Consider the following 19,105-nt stretch of genomic DNA (forward strand, 5'->3'; position numbering starts at 1 on the left):
TAATGATTGTAAAATTCTTCGAATTATAAAATCTATCTTCTTTATTCTATTATCTTGTCTCTTACTCTTTTTTTGCTCCGTGTAAACCGCATTCTTTGTGACTTTGTTCCCAGTACCATCTTCCGGCTCTAATATCTTCACCCTCTACAATGGCTCTGGTACATGGGGCACAACCAATACTTACGAATCCTTTTTTGTGCAAACTATTTTGTGGCACATTATGATCGTCAATATATTTTTGTACTTCTTCCAATGTCCATTTCAACAACGGATTGAATTTTACGATGTCAAAATTAGCATCATATTCAAACAAATGCAAATTGCTTCTGTTCTCTGATTGCTCAGCTCTTAAACCTGTTATCCAAAGCTTATTCCCGGCCAATGCCTTCTTTAAAGGAACCACCTTACGGATAAAACAACATTCCTTTCTGTTCTCAACCGACTCAAAGAAACTATTAGGTCCTTTTTTCTCCAATAATTCTTCTACAGCCTTAGCCTCAGGAAAATAAACCTTAATAGCTGTTTTATATTTTTTTTGTGTTCTATGAAAAACATCATAGGTCTCCTGAAACAAACGCCCAGTATCTAATGTGAAAATAGTAATTGCAGCACCACTTTTATCAATCAAATCAGTGATTACTTGATCTTCCTGACCAAAAGAAGTTGAAAAAACCACTTTGTCACCATATTCATTTGCTAAAAACGCAAAAGTTTCTTCTATTGAGAACCCTTGTGTTTTTTCTAATAATATTTGAACTACTGCTTCGCTCATCACCTTTTTTTATTAAAACTATTACCCTATCGGTTTAGTAGATTACTCGGCAAAAATAATATTTATTTCTAACATACAAAAACATATTGCATCTTTTTTAGACAACAAACACAAGGAATAAAGTAATTTGGAATTTTTAACAATAACAAGCAAGAATAAACAACCTAAAAAAAGCTAAAAATTGGAACTTTTTTCTATTATAAACCTCAAAAACAAACCCTGTATTATCGATTACAAGTAACCTTTATTGACAAAAACATAAAATTTTAAAATTCTACTAAATCCATAGGATTATTATAAAATAATTGTATTTTTGCAACAAATATTTTTATAATGGACATTGAAATAGGATTAGTAGTTGCAGGTTTAGCAGTAGGTTTTATTGTTGGTATGACTGGTGTGGGTGGTGGATCATTAATGACACCCATATTATTATATTTTGGAATTCCCCCAACAACAGCCGTAGGTACCGACTTACTATATGCAGCTTTTACAAAGATAGGTGGAGTTTTTGTACATCACAAGAAAAAAACATTAGTTGGACTATCACAGGATGGCTTTCCCTAGGAAGTGTTCCAGCTGCACTCTTAACTTTATGGATATTAGATAGCATAAAAACAGATATCACGCACATCAATTCGGTCATAAAGTATAGTCTCGGCTGGGCGTTATTATTTACTTCGGTAGCGATTATATTTAAAAAGAAATTATTAGTTCTTTCTCAAAAACATGCTGGTGACAAATTCCACAGTGAGAGTAAAACACAAAATCTCTTAACAGTCGCAATTGGAGTTTTATTAGGAGCTACAGTTACACTTACTTCTATTGGAGCAGGTGCTTTAGGAACCGTAACCTTGTTCTTCTTATACCCATTATTACCAACTCCAAGATTAGTTGGCACTGAAATCGCACACGCTGTACCATTAACTTTAGTGGCTGGATTGGGTCACGCTTCGATGGGAAATTTAGATTTAACCTTATTAACTCAATTATTAATGGGTTCACTTCCGGGAATTTTTATCGGTAGTATGCTTAGTGGTAAGGTTCCAGACTTATTACTTAGAAATGCAATAGCAGTGATGCTTTTCTTCGTTGGATACAAATTAGTATTTTAATCTTATATTATTTCAAACAAAAGCCTTTCAAATTCAAAACTTGAAAGGCATTTTTGTTTTGTATAGTTTTCACTTTAAAAAGCAATATCGGCTAAGGAATTATTTTCCAAAATCTTTAAAGTATTATCTCTAACCTCCATCATCAATTTACGTACTGCACAAGTCGCTTCGTCTGTACAATCATCACAAGGTTCGTAGAAATTATGACTAGCACAAGGTAGCAAAGCAATAGGTCCTTCTAGAATACGATACACTTTTGCCATATTGATATCTTTTGGCTCTTTGATTAAATAATAACCACCACCTTTTCCTTTTTTAGCTCCTAAAAAACCCGAATGACGTAATAACAACAAAATACTTTCCAAAAACTTAATCGAAATGTGTTCGGATTTTGCAATATCAGCTATAGCAACAGGTGTCTGATCTTCCTGACGCGCCAGAAAAGTCAAAGCTTTAATTCCGTATTTTGTTTTCTTAGATAGCATTCAATAAGATATTAGAAATTAGATTTATGATTAAAGTTTAACGATTTTTGTTTTTAGGAATTCAACAAAAGTAATTTTTTTGATTAAATAAACATAAAAAAACGATTTTTGATTTACAGAAAATCTGCAATCAAAAATCGTTAATCTATAATCTGAAATTTTTAAGAAAGTGCTTGCTCCAAATCAGCGATCACATCTTTTACTGTTTCTAAACCTACAGAAACACGTACTAATCCTTCTGTAATACCTACTGCTAATTTCTCTTCAGTAGATAATTTACTATGTGTTGTAGAAGCCGGATGTGTTACAATTGTTTTTGCATCTCCAATATTGGCAGAAAGCGAACATAATTTTATTTTATCTAAGAAAGCTCTTCCAGCTTCTAATCCACCTTTGATTTCAAAAGCAATAATATTCCCACCTAAAAGCATTTGTTTCTTAGCAATTTCATACTTTGGATGTGATTTCAAGAAAGGATATTTCACACTATTTACTTTAGGATGCGCCTCTAAAAACTCAGCCACTTTCACTGCATTTTCACAATGTCTATCCACACGAAGTGCTAAAGTCTCCATACTTTTAGACAATACCCAAGCATTAAATGGTGACATTGCTGGACCTGTATTTCTTGAGAAAAGGTAAATTTGACGAATCAAATCGGCATTACCTACTGCCACTCCTCCTAAAACGCGCCCTTGACCATCCATTAATTTGGTAGCCGAGTGAATCACAATATGCGCCCCGTACTTAATTGGCTGTTGTATATAAGGCGTTGCAAAACAGTTATCGATTATTAAAATCAAATTGTGTTTTTTAGCAATCTGACCTAACAATTCTAAATCTACTACATCAACACCAGGATTTGTAGGCGTTTCAGCGTATAAAATCTTCGTGTTTGGTTGAATGAAACTCTCAATTGTTTCTGGCTTATTGATATCAAAATAAGAAGTGGTAATATTCCATTTTGGGAAATAAGTCATAAACAAAGCATGCGTAGAACCAAAAACGCTTCCCGCCGATACAATATGATCTCCTGAACTTAACAAAGCAGCAAAAGAGGAATATATAGCAGCCATTCCAGTTGCAAAAGCATAACCTGCCTCAGCTCCTTCCATTGCACAAACCTTATCTACAAACTCCGTTGTGTTTGGGTTAGAAAAACGACTATAAATATTACGTACTTTTTCTTCTGTAAAGGAAGCTCTCATGTCCTCAGCATCTTCAAACACAAAGCTCGAAGAAATATACAAAGGGGTTGAATGTTCTTGATATTGTGATCTATCGATATGTGTACGTATGGCTTGGGTTTCAAAACCAAATTCTTGTTCGTCCATTTTTTTTTATTTTTTACACGAATTGTACAGATTTGCACAAATTCTTATTGTTATAAATTTTACTAAAAAAATCCTTCCAAAAAGATTAGTTCAGTCTATTTCAATTTTAATTATTCTTTAGCTAATTCTACTCCGTTCAAAATTACTTTGTAATGAATCGTTGCCGTAGGTTCTACCGTCTTAGAAACTGAACAATATTTCTCAAAGGATAATTGTGCAGCCTTAGCAGCCTTATCTTCTTTGATATTTCCTTCCAAAGAAAAAACTACAAAAATATTTTTAAACGGTTTTGCTTCACCCACTTGAACACGCTCTCCTTCTACATCGGCTTTGAAAGAAGTGATTTCTTGGCGTTGTTTTTTCAGAATCGAAATCATATCAATTCCGCTACAACCAGCCACTCCCATTAGTACCAATTCCATTGGACTTGGGCCCATATCATTACCTCCAAATTCTGGACGTGCATCTACATTTACTATATGTCCTCTTTCATTTTTTAATTGAAAGTGGAAGTTTTCGTTTACTCTATCTAATGTTATTTTCATCACGTTGTTATTTTAAAATACTATTTTTATTCTTGATGAGATTGCTACGCCAGTTCGCTATCACTCGTGTTCTCCTTCGTCGAAATGACAAGTTCGCCTAAAAAAATTCTAAAATCTGCAATCTTAAATCTTATCCTTTATCAGATAATCTTAAAATATCTCCAAAAACTCCTCTTGCCGTTACTGCCGAACCAGCACCTGCCCCTTGAATTACAACTGGTCGGTCTCCGTAAGATTCGGTATAAATTTCGAAAAAGGAATCCGAACCTTTTAATCCTCCTAATGCGGTATCAGATGGAACAGAAACTAATTTTACTTCAAGATTTCCTTTGTCATTTTGCAAATCACCTGACAATTCACCTATGTAACGCAATACATGATTTGGCTCTTGCTCCTCTTTAATTTTACTATAAATTGGATCAAATTCTTTTAACTTCGTTAAAAAATCAGCCGCACTACCTTCCCTTAAATGCTCCGGAATTAAGTTTTGAATTGCAACTTCTTCAAATTCATTTTGCAAATCCAATTCTCTGGCTAAAATCAATAATTTTCTACCTACATCATTTCCACATAAATCTTCACGTGGATCTGGTTCCGTATATCCATTATCAATAGCTTCTTTCAAAATATCACTAAACGGAACATCTTTTGCAGAGAAATTATTAAACAAATAACTCAATGTTCCTGAAAACACTCCTTTAATTTTAGTGATATTCTCTCCAGATAGATGTAATAATTTAATGGTATCAATTAATGGTAATCCCGCACCCACATTGGTTTCGTACAAATAATTCTTTTGGTTTTCAGCCAATACTTTTCGCAATTCTTTATAAAAACCATAACTCAAAGTATTTGCTACTTTATTAGATGAAATCAAGTCAAAACCATTTTCAACTAAAGTAATATAATTCTCTACGAATGCAGCACTAGCCGTATTATCAACTGCAATTAAATTGGCCAAATGGTGCTCATTAGCATATTCAATTACATCTTTAATAGTGTATGAAAAACCATTCGTTTGGATTTCGTTTACCCAATTAGGCGTCACTCCGTCTTTATTTAGTAACACACTTTTAGAATTAGCAATCGCAAAAATATTCAGTTTAATATCTTTTCTTTTCTCAATAGCCTTAGCCGATTCTAAAATTTGATCAATTAAAGTTCCTCCAACTAATCCGTGACCAAAAACAGCAATATTGATTTTTTTTGAAACTCCAAAAATCTCTCCATGTATCACATTTAACGCTTTATTTAGTTCGTTTTTCTTAACTACTAAACTCACGTTTTTCCCTGTAACAGTGTTATTAAACAATATTGGGATAATTTTATTGCGAATCAAAGCGGTATAAGGCTTATGAAACGTACTCAAATCCTGCCCGATAATCGAAATGACAGACACATCATCTGTTACTGAAATCTTATTGACATCCTTAGAATAAAAATCATTTTCAAATTCTTTTTCCAATTCTATCATCGCTTTAGTAGCCTGAGAAGCAGCAACCACTAATCCAATTCCTCTTTCCGAAGAACCTTGAGAAATAATACTTACACTAATATTATTATCTCCCATTACTTTAAAAATTCGAGCATCTACTCCCGTTTTACCTAATAAACCTCTCCCTTCAAGATTTACCAAGGCGAGATCTTCAAGAACTGAAAGAGTCTTAATCCCACCCGCTTTTGATGTAGCAGTGATTAAAGTTCCTTCATTTTCATGATTAAACGTATTTAATATACGTAAAGGAATATTTTTCTCCAATAAAGGGATAATCGTTTTTGCATGTAAAATAGTCGCACCAAAATTAGCCAACTCATTCGCTTCATTAAAAGTTAAATGGTCAATTTTCTTAGCATCAGCAACTAAATCAGGATTAGCCGTATAAATTCCATCTACATGGGTATAATTTTGAAGCTCTTGTGCATTCAAATAATTAGCTAACAATGAAGCTGTATAATTACTTCCGTTACGCCCCAAAGTAGTTGTTACGTTATTAATATTAGAACCAATAAAACCAGTTACAATATTGATAAACTCACTATTATCTTTAAAATATTGAACAACATTTTTCTTAGAAACTTGTTCCAAAGGTTGCGCATCACCAAATTTCGAATCAGTTTTTAAGAAAATTCTAGAATCGGCAAACTTCGCATTGATTCCCTTTTCGATTAAAATAGCCGTTAGCAATTTAGCCGATAATACCTCTCCAATTGACAAAACCTGATCTTTAATTTTAGAACTATAATCACCGATTAAGCTTACTCCTTCGAATAATTTATCTAAAACTGAAAATTCCTCTGATAGATTTACAGCCAAATAATTATCTTGTTGGTATTGTTTAAATTTATCCAACAATGTTTTATAATCACCATTTTTAGTTGCAACAGCTAAGATTTCTTCTAATTCATCTGTTGCATTACCACGAGCTGAAACTACCACCGTAATTTGCTCACCTTGATTTACTTTATCTGTTATTATAGAAACAACTTTATTGATTCCTTCACCATTCGATAAAGATTTACCTCCAAATTTTAATATTTTCATTTCAATTGTATTTTGTATTGCTACTAAAAAATAGGAGCAAGTAAGTTGTTTAATTGTTCAAACTCAATCAAGAATGCATCATGTCCATGGATGGATTCTATTTCTTTATAAAACACCTTAACATTATGCTTTTTTAACTCCTGATACGTTTCTTTATTTTCTTTTGCGGTAAAAAACAAATCTGAATTTATACCTATGATATGAATTGTCGCTTCAATTTTAGAAGCAAACACTTCAAAAGAATCACTATTTCTGGTGATATCTATTGTTTTTAATAATTGGTTCATCATTTTATAGGAAGCCAACTGAAAACGCTTTTGTAATTTTTTACCATGATGAAGTAGCCAACTTTCGATATTAAATATCGCTAATTCTTCATTTATGGTTCTATCAAATTTCAGTTTAAAAGATTCTGGAGTTCTGTAACACAACATAGCATGAACTCGGGCATCCTGTATTGGATTTGATGAATTTTTTAAAATTTGCTCTTGCAAAAAACAATTAGCAATCAACCAATCAGTAGATTTCCAATCGGTCGCAATAGGAATAACGTGTAAAGCCAATTTTGGCTTTAATGCAATCATTTCCCAAGCAATTCCTCCTCCTACTGAACCACCAATAATAGCGTACAATTGCTGAACATTTAAGTAGTTAATGCCTTCTATAAAAAGTCGGGCAATATCTCTAGCTGTAAAGTCGGCATAATTTTCAATAATTGAACCATCGTACCCATTTCCAGGGACATTAAATGCCAAAATACTGTATTTATGCGTATCAATAGTTTTATTTTCTCCTATTAAATCATTCCACCAACCATTCTCACCAATTACTTGAGAGTTACCAGTCAAAGCATGATTCACAACAATAACTGGTGCTGTATTAAGTGCAGGGCCAAAGACTTGGTAACTTAAATGAACAACAGGATATAAAGCACCACATTCAGTAGTGAAATTTTTAATTATAATAGGATTGGGTTTATTTTCCAATTTCAAATCTTATTTGATGATGGAAACATTATAAAGAAAGCTCAATAAACTAGAAGAATTTGCATTGTTATCTTTTCCGCCATAGCAGATAGAATGTAGCACCTTCTTCGATGAATCGAAGGGTTGCTAAGGCATCATCGGGTCTATTCCCTCGTCCTTTCTTTATAACATTTCAATACGTTTATGAACTTAAAGGCACAAAGTAACTACTATTTTTTCAAACAAACAAATTTTGCTGATTTAGTTTTAAACCAACAGTAATACAACAAACAAACGCAAGCCATCACTGAACACAAAATCCAGAAATCACCTGCGTTTGAAATCTATATTTACGAAATTACAATTAGATAAACAGTGCTTCATTTTCTTTAGAATACATCAAAAAGGTTAATGAATTAGATACTTTTTTTTGACTTTTAGCATCCATCTCTAAATTGACACCAAATCTTGTAGTGGTCAATTCTATTCTATTTCTATTTTCTTCACTATTATTTGGCCTTATTCCTCTTATAAAGTCCAATGCTCTTGTAATCATTCTTCTTGTGTTCATAATGTTTAAATTTAATGTGACTTGTTGTTTGTATTTTGAATTCTATTTGTTGTATAAAAAAACCCTTTTGATAGCGACCAAAAGGGTTTATATATTTAATTATAAACGATACTTTTGGCCATCAACAGACTAGCTTCTGTACGCAAAGTACAGCTGCCGAAGATTGTTTTTTCATCTTATTGTTGATAGTAATCATTATTGTTTTTTCCTTAATTTATCTATTATTTGTTTTAAAAAAAAGCCTCCTAATTTCTTAGGAGGCTTTTGCTATATTTTATTTATTTAATAAAAAAACATTAAGCAATTGCACTCCTGCAAATCCCTTTAGACTGAACCATAGCTTTTTTACAAATAATAAGTTTCATTTCTCCTTTTTTGTTTTGTGTTACAAAGATATAAAAAAAACTTTACCACCAACTACATTTTTAAAATTTTAAACTCAAAAAAAGCTAATTAACAGTTAATTATGAGTTTTTATATCTATTTTAAGAGATTGAATGTAAAAACAAATCAAAAAAGAGCTTTTTCGCTCGGAAAATTCACTAAATTAACCTTATTCCACCCTTTTGATTTGATATTCAAATATACTACCAAAAACAGAAACACATGTTAATTGATTTTTAAATTAAAGTTATCTTAAACCAACCTAAAACCATCTATTTGTAGTTACATTTTCCCAAACAATCTCAATTCTCTTAAATATTTAAAATTTTAGTTCAGTTTCATTTACAAATCAAAAATGGTTTCATACCTTTGCACCTCAAAATACAAGAGGAAAAATTTGAACTGATTGCAACCTCTTCATAATGAACCTAGTTGATTATGAATACTGAAGATTTTCAGTAGAAAAAAATGCTAAAGCAGAAACCCTCCTTTAGTCCTTTTTGCAATTATTTTTTCCTCGCTTAATATTAAAAAAATAATTTATGGCCTATTTATTTACGTCAGAATCTGTAAGCGAAGGACATCCAGACAAAATTGCAGATCAAATTTCAGACGCATTAATTGATAACTTCCTAGCATTTGACGCCGATTCAAAAGTAGCTTGTGAAACTTTAGTAACTACCGGTCAAGTAATCTTAGCTGGAGAGGTAAAATCAAATACCTACTTAGATGTTCAACAAATTGCGCGTGATGTAATCCGTAAAATTGGTTACACTAAAAGTGAATATATGTTTGAAGCTAATTCTTGTGGAATTCTTTCGGCAATTCATGAACAATCTGCAGACATTAATCAAGGTGTTGACAGAAAAAACCCAGAAGAACAAGGTGCAGGAGATCAAGGTATGATGTTTGGTTATGCAACTAATGAAACTGAAAACTACATGCCTTTAGCATTAGACCTTTCACATAACCTATTGAAAGAATTAGCTGAATTAAGACGTGAGAATAATGAAATTACCTATTTACGTCCAGACGCAAAAGCTCAAGTAACATTAGAATATAGTGATGACAATACACCAATTCGTATTGATGCGATTGTTATCTCTACACAACACGATGATTTTGATGAAGAAGCAGCAATGCTTACTAAAATTAAAAAAGACATCATCGAAATTTTGATTCCTAGAATCATCGCTAAATATCCTGTTTACGCTCACTTATTTAACGATAAAATCAACTACCACATCAACCCAACAGGAAAATTCGTTATTGGAGGACCTCACGGAGATACTGGTTTAACAGGAAGAAAAATTATCGTTGATACTTACGGCGGTAAAGGAGCTCACGGTGGTGGTGCTTTTTCTGGAAAAGACCCTAGTAAAGTAGACCGTAGTGCCGCTTATGCTACACGCCATATTGCTAAAAATCTAGTTGCCGCTGGAGTTGCAGATGAAATCTTAGTTCAGGTTTCTTATGCTATTGGTGTTGCTGAGCCAATGGGAATCTTTATCGATACTTATGGAACTTCAAAAGTTAATTTAACCAATGGAGAAATTGCTAAGAAAGTAGAAGCCATTTTTGACATGCGTCCTTACTTTATCGAGCAACGTTTAAAATTAAGAAACCCTATCTACAGTGAAACTGCTGCTTACGGACACATGGGACGTACACCAGAAGTAGTTACTAAAACATTCTCTGCTCCTGGAGGAGAAGAAAAAACAGTAACTGTTGAATTATTTACTTGGGAAAAATTAGACTATGTTGACCAAATAAAAACAGCATTCGGATTGTAAACAATCATTATAAAGCATCTTTTAAGCCATTCCCTAAAACGAATGGCTTTTTTTTATACACTTGGGCATTAATAAAATTCAAAATCAATCCTATTTAACTTACCGTAGACTGTTTTTTTTCTATTTTTACATCCAAAGACAAATACAAATCATAAAACGCTAACAATATAATGCACATAGCAGTAGCAGGAAATATAGGTTCAGGCAAAACAACATTAACCGCTTTACTATCCAAACAATTCAAATGGGAACCTCATTACGAGGACGTAGTAGACAACCCTTATCTGGATGATTTTTACCACCAGATGGAACGCTGGTCTTTTAATCTACAAATTTATTTCTTGAATAGTCGTTTTCGTCAAGTGATGCAAATTCGCGAAAGCGGAAAAAAGTAATCCAAGACCGAACCATCTATGAAGACGCCCATATTTTTGCTCCTAATCTTTATGCAATGGGACTAATGACTACTCGTGATTTCCAAAACTATTCTTCTCTTTTCGAATTAATGGAATCTACAGTTAAAGCTCCCGATTTATTGATATACCTAAGAAGTTCTATTCCAAATTTAGTAGGACAAATCCACAAACGTGGACGCGAATACGAAAACTCTATTTCAATTGACTATCTAAGCCGTTTGAACGAGCGCTATGAAGCTTGGATTCAAACGTACAACAGAGGAAAACTATTAATAATAGATGTAGACAAAATAAACTTTGTGGACAACCCTGAAGACTTAGGAAACATCATCGAAAGAATCAATGCCGAATTAAACGGATTGTTTTAATCCTATAATATACAGACAAAAAATGCCTCGCAATTGCGAGGCATTTTTTATTATTAACATAATTTATTTTTTGTGAGCACAACATTCTTTTTTTACAGAATTAGATGGAGCAACAAACTTTCCGTTGCTGTCATAATGTGATAAACAAGCCTTTTTTTCTTCTGGCGTACATCCCTTTTCATCACAGATTTTTGCACATTCGTCTTTAGTCATTTTTGCACATATTGACATATCACATTTTCCCATCAACATATGATTCCCACCATGAATACCCATATGACAAGAATTCATTTCCATGATATGCCTATTTTTCCCAGTATGCGTTGTACTTCCATTTCCTAATATTGGCGCAATTACCAAACCAATTAAACAAGTTAGCTTGATTAAAATATTCATCGAAGGTCCAGAAGTATCTTTAAATGGATCACCCACGGTATCACCTGTCACTGCCGCTTTATGCGCATCTGAACCTTTATAAGTCATCTCGCCATTAATCATTACACCCGCTTCAAATGACTTTTTCGCATTATCCCAAGCACCTCCAGCATTGTTTTGAAAAACAGCCCAAAGCACACCTGAAACCGTTACACCCGCCATGTAACCTCCAAGCATTTCAGCAATCAACTGATTATTATCAGTATAAACTAATTTTCCAAGTAAAACAATTGCAATAGGAAAACCAATGGTTAAAACTCCCGGCAACATCATTTCGCGCAAAGCCGCTTTGGTTGAAATATCAACGCATTTCGCATACTCCGGTTTTGCTGTTCCTTCCATGATACCTGGTATTTCTTTAAACTGACGACGCACTTCATACACCATATCCATGGCTGCTTTACCAACAGAATTCATCGCCAATGCAGAAAAAACTACAGGAATCATTCCGCCAACAAACAACATGGCTAAAACAGGTGCTTTAAAAATATTAATCCCATCAATTCCTGTAAAAGTCACATAAGCAGCAAACAGTGCCAAAGATGTTAATGCAGCCGAAGCAATCGCAAATCCTTTTCCCGTAGCTGCAGTTGTATTTCCTACTGAATCTAAGATATCTGTTCTAGTACGAACTTCTTTTGGTAATTCGCTCATTTCAGCAATTCCTCCAGCATTATCTGAAATTGGTCCAAATGCATCAATTGCCAATTGCATAGCTGTAGTAGCCATCATTGCTGAGGCCGCTAAAGCAACTCCATAAAAACCAGCCAAAGCATAGGTTGACCATATCGCCGCACCAAACAATAAAACGGTTGGAAAGGTCGAAATCATTCCTGTTGCTAAACCTGCAATCACATTAGTCCCTGCTCCTGTAGATGATTTTTGAACAATTGCTAGAACGGGCTTCGTCCCCAATCCCGTATAATATTCTGTGACAGAAGAGATTGCTCCACCAACAAACAAACCAATTATAGTAGCATAAAAAACACGCATTGATGAAATTTCTTGAGCACCTTCACCAAAATACTCCATAGTCATAACTTCAGGAAGCATATATTGAACCAAGAAAAAACAAGAAACAGCTGTAAGAACAATTGAAACCCAATTTCCAATATTCAAAGCTTTTTGCACTTGAGATTCTTTTGCATCATCACTTGAGATTTTAACCAACATCGTTCCTATGATTGAAAACAATATTCCAAAACCAGCTATAGCCATAGGTAACAAAATTGGACCTATACCACCAAATGCATCTTGAATAATTCCACCCATGTCTTTAATAACATAATTTCCCAAAACCATTGCTGCCAGTACTGTAGCCACATAAGAACCAAATAAATCAGCTCCCATTCCGGCCACATCGCCCACATTATCCCCTACATTATCAGCAATTGTTGCAGGATTACGTGGATCATCCTCTGGAATTCCCGCTTCTACTTTACCTACTAAATCAGCACCTACATCGGCAGCTTTAGTATAAATTCCCCCACCTACTCTAGCGAACAAAGCAATCGATTCGGCTCCTAATGAAAAACCTGCCAGTGTTTCAAGAACTACCGTCATATCTTCGGTAGAAGTCCATGAGCCATCCATGAAAAAATGAAAAAAGAAAATAAAAAAGAAGTCAAACCTAATACTGCCAATCCAGCAACACCTAACCCCATTACGGTTCCTCCTCCAAAAGAAACCTTTAACGCCTGAGGCAAACTACTACGAGCCGCCTGAGTAGTCCTTACGTTCGTTTTTGTTGCTATCTTCATTCCCATATTTCCAGCTAAAGCAGAAAAGAATGCACCAACAACGAAGGCGATTACAATTAATAAATGCGTTTTAACACCTGGCAAAAAAGTAATAGCTGCTAAAACAATACTGGCTAATAAAACAAAAACAGAGAGCAACCTGTACTCTGCTTTGAGAAAGGCTAAGGCTCCTTCGTAAATATAATCCGAAATAGCCGCCATTTTACCATCTCCGGCATCTTGTTTTAAAACCCAAGCTCTTTTGTAAAACATAAAAGCCAATCCAACTAATGCCATAATCACTGGCATCCAAATCATAATTGTATTCATAAATTCGTTTTGGTTAAGGTTAATAATCAATACTATACAAACGAATTTAAACAAAAAAAGCAATATTCTGACCGAATATTGCTTTTTTTACATTTTTATAAACTTAAATTATTTAATACTAAATAATCCTTCTGGTTTGTTTTCAATTGCATTGAAACGATCTGTACATTCTTTGATGATTGTTTTTGCTTCACTTAAATCTCCCCAACCTTCAACATCTACTTGTTTATTTTCAAGATCCTTGTATACTTGGAAGAAGTGCTCGATTTCTTTTAATAAGTGAGGATTAACATCTGACAAATCATTTAATTTATTCCAAATTGGGTCAGAAACAGGTACACAAACAATTTTCTCATCTGGTCCTTTATCATCAGCCATATGGAAAACACCGATAGGTTTCACTTCCATAACACAACCAGGAAAAGTAGGCTCATTAACTAAAACCAAAACATCTAATGGATCTCCATCTAAAGCTAAAGTTTCAGGAATAAATCCGTAATCAGCAGGGTACATCATTGAAGAGAATAACATTCTATCAAAACGCATTCTTTTGATTTCAAAATCATACTCGTACTTATTTCTACTTCCTCTTGGTATTTCGATAAGTACATCGAAAGTGTTTATTTTGTCTGCAGTCATTTTAATTATCTTAAGTTGATTTAATTTGGGCACAAAAGTAATTTAAATAGTCTTTTATAACAAAATATTTCTATCTAAAAGATACTCAAAACTTTTAATCCTATTTATTAGTTTAGAAATAAAAACCAAAGGCGCCTTTTACAGAAAAACGTTGCGCATCGGGTGCATTCAAATAATTACCTCTCCAAGTAAAATCAATTCGGAAAACCTTGAAAATATTCCCAATACCAGCACTATATTCCCAATACACATTTTCCGGTGCTGTATAATTCAATCCCGAAGCATTAATGGCACGATTAGCATCGGTAATAGTTCCATACACTCCTCTGGCACCAATAATCTCTCTCCAATTTAATTTTCGCATAAAAGGAATTCGAGCAAATAATCTTCCTTGTAAATTGTGTTCCCACTGCATCGTAGCATATTGATCCGAGATAAATTCGTAAAAATTAAGATTACTAAATGTATTTTCTATCGTAAAATAAGATTGATTTCCTGGTATCACACTCATTAAACCTAAAGGAATTGTTCCAAAGGTTTTACCTAATTCTAAAGTAATATTGGTTCGTCCTAATGGACCAATAATTATTGGTTGTTTATAATACAATTGCAATTTATCATAGTCAAAATCACTATCTAATAAACCTTTAAATCCATGACTATAATTCACATAAAATCGACTGAACGGACTATCAACTACATTTCTTTCTACCCCGAAACCAATCATTTTTCGATTTGGGCTAAATTCAACCTGTACATTAGCTTCTGATTGTTTTACATCCTTTCTTGTTGTAGTATAAGTAGCATCTGTATAATAATCCAAGCTAAATGTATTAGACGCTGATTCTAATGTTCTATAAGAAAACCCTAATTGAAAGGTCAGGTTTTTTACGGGTTCCATTTCAACAGCAAAATTAGACAAGTTGATATTGGTCAATTTTCCATTACTACTTGTATTAAACAAAGAGGAAGAAGCAAAACTTCGCCCCAAAACATCATTGGTAGTAGTCAAGCTCGCCCCAATTTGCTCGACATCACGTCGATTACCTCCTGAAAGAATGATTCTGTTTTTCTTATCAACCATCCATTTTCCTGACAAACCATATTTGAATTTATTATCATCAAATCCATAAGCCGTATAGCCTTGAAGTCTCCAAGTGTCGTTTGGGCCAAAATAGGTTCGACCTCCTGTTCGAATACGAACACCTTCAACTTCATTGTATCCAAAAGTTGAAAAAATAGGCCCATAATCAAAATGTCCAAATTGGATATAACCACTTCCTAAAATGGAAACCAAATTATACAACTTCTTAAATTTCTTGACCGTTTGCAAGGTTTCTAACATTTTGTATATACCTTTTTCATCTTTATTTAGATTTTCAAATCGATTCTCCTCCCAGTATTTTTCATCTCGATTATAGACTTCATTATCGATGTAATTGACTTCTTCTTTATAAAAAGCTACTGGTTTCTCTACATTAAATTGATGATTTTGATACAATGTGGTACGTTTACCATAAACCCCTTTAGACTCTTCTTTTTTATTCAAGGCAAAATCCGACATCATGTGGTCACGTGTCAATAAAAAAACCGAATCGTTTTGAACTTCAAATTCTTGTTCGATATAAATATCTTTTACCCAGTTAATATTGGCACTTTTAGTTACAGCCATATTAATTTTCTTGATGGCAAAAGTGGTGTCATTAACCCAAAAATCCCCTTTAAAAGTAAGTTCGTTTTTACGACGAGGATAAAACAAAATATTGTAACACCATTTCTTATTGATGAAAGCACTATCACGCAAGACATAATTATAGGTATCAATACCTGTTTTTGACAAAGGACTCGTAAAACTCTTATCAAAAAAAGTCATGTGATTATTGTAAATATCATAATTAGAATACAAGTCTTTTACAAAAGATAATATTTGTTGATTATCGCTAAATCCAGAATTTTTATTGGCTTTCAATTTCTCTTTTACCTTTCCCAACTTATTATTACCATATACATCCGATAATGATTCGTTAATAAAAATAGGGAGATAGGTCTTCCCAGTTACCCTTGAAGTATCAACATGCTTAAAAACAAACTCCATTCCTTTGAAAAGCTTGCTTTTCATAAAAGCACTATCAATGGTATTCATATCAAATTCAACCTTCTCATATTTTTCCATTTGATATTGATCAAACAGATACAAGCCATTTTTACGTTTTCTTTCCCAAATTTTCCTAAGAATATCAAGAGCGGGATTGTTTTTTTTAGAAGTTTTACCTGTAAAAACCACTACCTCCTTTAACGCCTCTGCATCTTTCAGAACAACCGTAAAATTATAATTTACTGCTTTTTCCAAAGTAATTTCTTTATCTGAAAAGCCTACAGATGTAATCAACAAAACATCATAAGTTTGAGGAGATTCGATATAAAAACGCCCGTCTTCATTAGACATAACCCCTTGATTTGAACCTTTAAACACAATATTTGCATAAGGGACAGGCTGATTTGATTTATCTAGAACCATTCCGCTCACTTTTGTTTGAGCAAAAAGTGTAGAAAACAAAGACACAATAAAAATAATTACTAAAAAAAGATATTTTTTACTCATACAGTAAATTTTAAAAAAAAGCTTCATCAAACTAAACGTAAGATGAAGCCTTAATAGTGTTTGTTATGTATTATTTATACATTACTTTTTTAACAGCTTTGATTACATCAGATGCATTTGGCAACCATTCTTTCAACAACACTGGTGAATATGGTGCTGGAGTATCAGCTGTAGTGATTCTTTGAATTGGCGCGTCTAAGAAATCGAATGCTTGTTCTTGAACGATATAAGTAATCTCAGAAGAAATACTAGCCACTGGCCAAGCTTCTTCAAGAATTACCAAACGATTCGTTTTTTTAACCGATTTCAAAATAGCGTCTTTATCCATAGGACGAACTGTTCTTAAGTCGATAATTTCACATGAAATACCTTCTTTAGCTAATTCATCAGCTGCAATAAATGCTTCTTTAATGATTTTTCCAAAAGAAACAATTGTTACATCTGTTCCTTCTCTTTTGATATCAGCAACTCCAATAGGAATTACATATTCTCCATCTGGCACTTCTCCTTTATCACCATACATTTGCTCAGATTCCATGAAAATTACTGGGTCATTATCACGAATAGCCGCTTTCAATAAACCTTTAGCATCATAAGGAGTTGACGGAACAATAACTTTTAAACCTGGAGTATTTGCAAACCAGTTCTCTAAAGCTTGAGAGTGTGTAGCTCCTAATTGACCTGCAGAAGCAGTTGGTCCACGAAAAACGATTGGCACATTAAATTGTCCCCCTGTCATTTGACGCATTTTAGCAGCATTATTAATAATTTGATCAATACCAACTAAACAGAAGTTGAAAGTCATATATTCTACAATTGGTCGGCAACCATTCATTGCTGAACCTACAGCAATTCCCGAAAAACCTAACTCTGCAATTGGAGTATCAATAACTCTTTTTTCTCCAAATTCAGCAAGCATTCCTTTAGATGCTTTATAAGCTCCATTGTACTCAGCAACTTCCTCACCCATTAAATAAATGGACTCATCACGACGCATTTCTTCACTCATCGCTTCGCAAATGGCCTCTCTAAATTGTATCGTTCTCATATTAGATATAGTATGTATATAATTTTCAAAAGAGCAAAAATAAATATTTTAAACCATTTAAAACACAATTTAACCTAAATAATCCACCTTAAATTCTAACATCTTAGGATTCGTATGTGAATATCTTGCAATTTAACTTCCTATATTCCTAACAAAAAGACTAAATTATTATACGAATCTCCTTAAGTACCTATTCAATGCCAAAATATTCGAAATATTGTTCTAATTTTGTAACTCAATCTTCAAAAAACACATAAAATCTTCAAAACATGAAAATACTAGTTTGCATCAGTCATGTTCCTGATACTACCTCTAAAATTAATTTTACAAACGGTGATACTGAATTTGACACTAACGGTGTTCAATATGTAATCAATCCTAATGACGAATTTGGATTGACACGTGCTATTTGGTTCCAAGAACAACAAGGCGCTACTGTAACAGTAGTAAATGTTGGAGGTCCGGAAACCGAACCTACATTAAGAAAAGCACTTGCTATTGGAGCCAATGATGCCATCCGTATCAACGCGACTCCTACTGATGGTTTTTTTGTAGCGAAACAATTAGCTCAAGTAATACAATCAGGAGGATACGACTTAGTTATTGCTGGAAAAGAATCATTAGATTATAACGGAGGGATGGTTCCTGGAATGACAGCTGGTATTTTAGGATACAATTTTTTAAACTCCTGTATTGATGTTAAAGTTGACGGAACAAATGTAACTGCTGTACGTGAAATCGACGGCGGAAAAGAAACCGTTAGCACTTCTTTACCTTTAATTATTGGTGGTCAAAAAGGAATCGTTGAAGAAAAAGACTTACGAATTCCTAACATGAGAGGAATTATGACTGCGAGAACTAAACCGCTAAATGTAATTGAAGCAACTGAAGCATCTACAAATACTAAAGCAATTAAATTTGAAAAACCAGCTCCAAAATCGGCTGTAAAAATGATTTCAGCTGACAATTTAGATGAATTAATTAACTTATTACACAACGAGGCCAAAGTGATTTAAGATTAC

Annotated in this window: 12 protein-coding genes, 3 pseudogenes and 1 riboswitch; of the genes and pseudogenes, 4 read left to right on the top strand and 11 right to left on the bottom strand. The window is 33.5% G+C overall.

Annotation, left to right across the window (positions count from 1 at the left end; genetic code table 11):
* Positions 1 to 61: 61 nt before the first annotated feature.
* Entirely contained in the window at positions 62 to 772 is a 711-nt protein-coding gene (locus P5P90_RS07510; protein ID WP_278034132.1) for a phosphoadenylyl-sulfate reductase, read from the bottom strand.
* A gap of 390 nt (positions 773 to 1,162) precedes the next feature.
* Between P5P90_RS07510 and P5P90_RS07515 the strand changes: the two are divergent.
* Positions 1,163 to 1,887, top strand: a pseudogene (locus tag P5P90_RS07515) (sulfite exporter TauE/SafE family protein).
* A gap of 74 nt (positions 1,888 to 1,961) precedes the next feature.
* Here the strand turns inward: P5P90_RS07515 and P5P90_RS07520 are convergent.
* The 6 genes from P5P90_RS07520 to P5P90_RS07545 all read right to left on the bottom strand — a co-directional run bounded on the left by P5P90_RS07520 (position 1,962) and on the right by P5P90_RS07545 (position 8,329).
* Positions 1,962 to 2,372, bottom strand: a complete 411-nt coding sequence (locus P5P90_RS07520) for an RrF2 family transcriptional regulator (protein WP_278034133.1) — start codon at positions 2,370 to 2,372, stop codon at positions 1,962 to 1,964.
* A 161-nt stretch (positions 2,373 to 2,533) separates the two neighbouring features.
* The gene (locus P5P90_RS07525) at positions 2,534 to 3,706 is read right to left on the bottom strand and encodes a trans-sulfuration enzyme family protein (protein ID WP_278034134.1); all 1,173 of its coding nucleotides are present in this window, start codon (positions 3,704 to 3,706) and stop codon (positions 2,534 to 2,536) included.
* Between the two features lie 110 nt (positions 3,707 to 3,816).
* Positions 3,817 to 4,251: an OsmC family protein gene (locus P5P90_RS07530; RefSeq protein WP_278034135.1), complete on the bottom strand. Its 435-nt coding sequence runs from the start codon at positions 4,249 to 4,251 to the stop codon at positions 3,817 to 3,819.
* Between the two features lie 130 nt (positions 4,252 to 4,381).
* The gene (thrA, locus tag P5P90_RS07535) at positions 4,382 to 6,793 is read right to left on the bottom strand and encodes a bifunctional aspartate kinase/homoserine dehydrogenase I (RefSeq protein ID WP_278034136.1); all 2,412 of its coding nucleotides are present in this window, start codon (positions 6,791 to 6,793) and stop codon (positions 4,382 to 4,384) included.
* Positions 6,794 to 6,816: 23 nt separating this feature from the next.
* Positions 6,817 to 7,779, bottom strand: a complete 963-nt coding sequence (locus tag P5P90_RS07540) for an alpha/beta fold hydrolase (protein WP_340696381.1) — start codon at positions 7,777 to 7,779, stop codon at positions 6,817 to 6,819.
* Between the two features lie 64 nt (positions 7,780 to 7,843).
* A riboswitch (SAM riboswitch) is annotated at positions 7,844 to 7,950 on the bottom strand.
* Positions 7,951 to 8,122: 172 nt separating this feature from the next.
* Positions 8,123 to 8,329: a hypothetical protein gene (locus P5P90_RS07545; RefSeq protein WP_278034138.1), complete on the bottom strand. Its 207-nt coding sequence runs from the start codon at positions 8,327 to 8,329 to the stop codon at positions 8,123 to 8,125.
* A gap of 926 nt (positions 8,330 to 9,255) precedes the next feature.
* On the opposite strand from P5P90_RS07545, the gene metK reads away from it, so the two are divergent.
* Together metK and P5P90_RS07555 are read left to right on the top strand one after the other, a co-directional pair.
* A complete protein-coding gene (gene metK / locus P5P90_RS07550; protein ID WP_278034139.1) occupies positions 9,256 to 10,506 on the top strand; it encodes a methionine adenosyltransferase in 1,251 nt (416 codons plus the stop codon).
* Positions 10,507 to 10,676: 170 nt separating this feature from the next.
* Positions 10,677 to 11,290: pseudogene (locus P5P90_RS07555) on the top strand (deoxynucleoside kinase).
* Between the two features lie 63 nt (positions 11,291 to 11,353).
* Here P5P90_RS07555 and P5P90_RS07560 read toward each other — a convergent pair.
* From P5P90_RS07560 to P5P90_RS07575, 4 genes and pseudogenes are all read right to left on the bottom strand, one after another.
* Positions 11,354 to 13,794: pseudogene (locus P5P90_RS07560) on the bottom strand (sodium-translocating pyrophosphatase).
* A gap of 108 nt (positions 13,795 to 13,902) precedes the next feature.
* Positions 13,903 to 14,433, bottom strand: coding sequence for an inorganic diphosphatase (locus P5P90_RS07565; protein WP_278034140.1), 531 nt, complete (start codon positions 14,431 to 14,433; stop codon positions 13,903 to 13,905).
* Between the two features lie 112 nt (positions 14,434 to 14,545).
* The gene (locus P5P90_RS07570) at positions 14,546 to 17,035 is read right to left on the bottom strand and encodes a DUF5686 and carboxypeptidase-like regulatory domain-containing protein (protein WP_278034141.1); all 2,490 of its coding nucleotides are present in this window, start codon (positions 17,033 to 17,035) and stop codon (positions 14,546 to 14,548) included.
* 70 nt (positions 17,036 to 17,105) lie between these two features.
* Positions 17,106 to 18,092 (bottom strand): pyruvate dehydrogenase complex E1 component subunit beta, encoded by a 987-nt coding sequence (locus P5P90_RS07575; RefSeq protein ID WP_278036496.1) that lies wholly within the window; start codon positions 18,090 to 18,092, stop codon positions 17,106 to 17,108.
* 260 nt (positions 18,093 to 18,352) lie between these two features.
* On the opposite strand from P5P90_RS07575, the gene P5P90_RS07580 reads away from it, so the two are divergent.
* Entirely contained in the window at positions 18,353 to 19,099 is a 747-nt protein-coding gene (locus tag P5P90_RS07580) for an electron transfer flavoprotein subunit beta/FixA family protein (protein ID WP_278034142.1), read from the top strand.
* The last annotated feature ends 6 nt before the right edge of the window (positions 19,100 to 19,105 follow it).

The organism is Flavobacterium nitratireducens (assembly GCF_029625335.1).
GTDB lineage: Bacteria > Bacteroidota > Bacteroidia > Flavobacteriales > Flavobacteriaceae > Flavobacterium > Flavobacterium nitratireducens.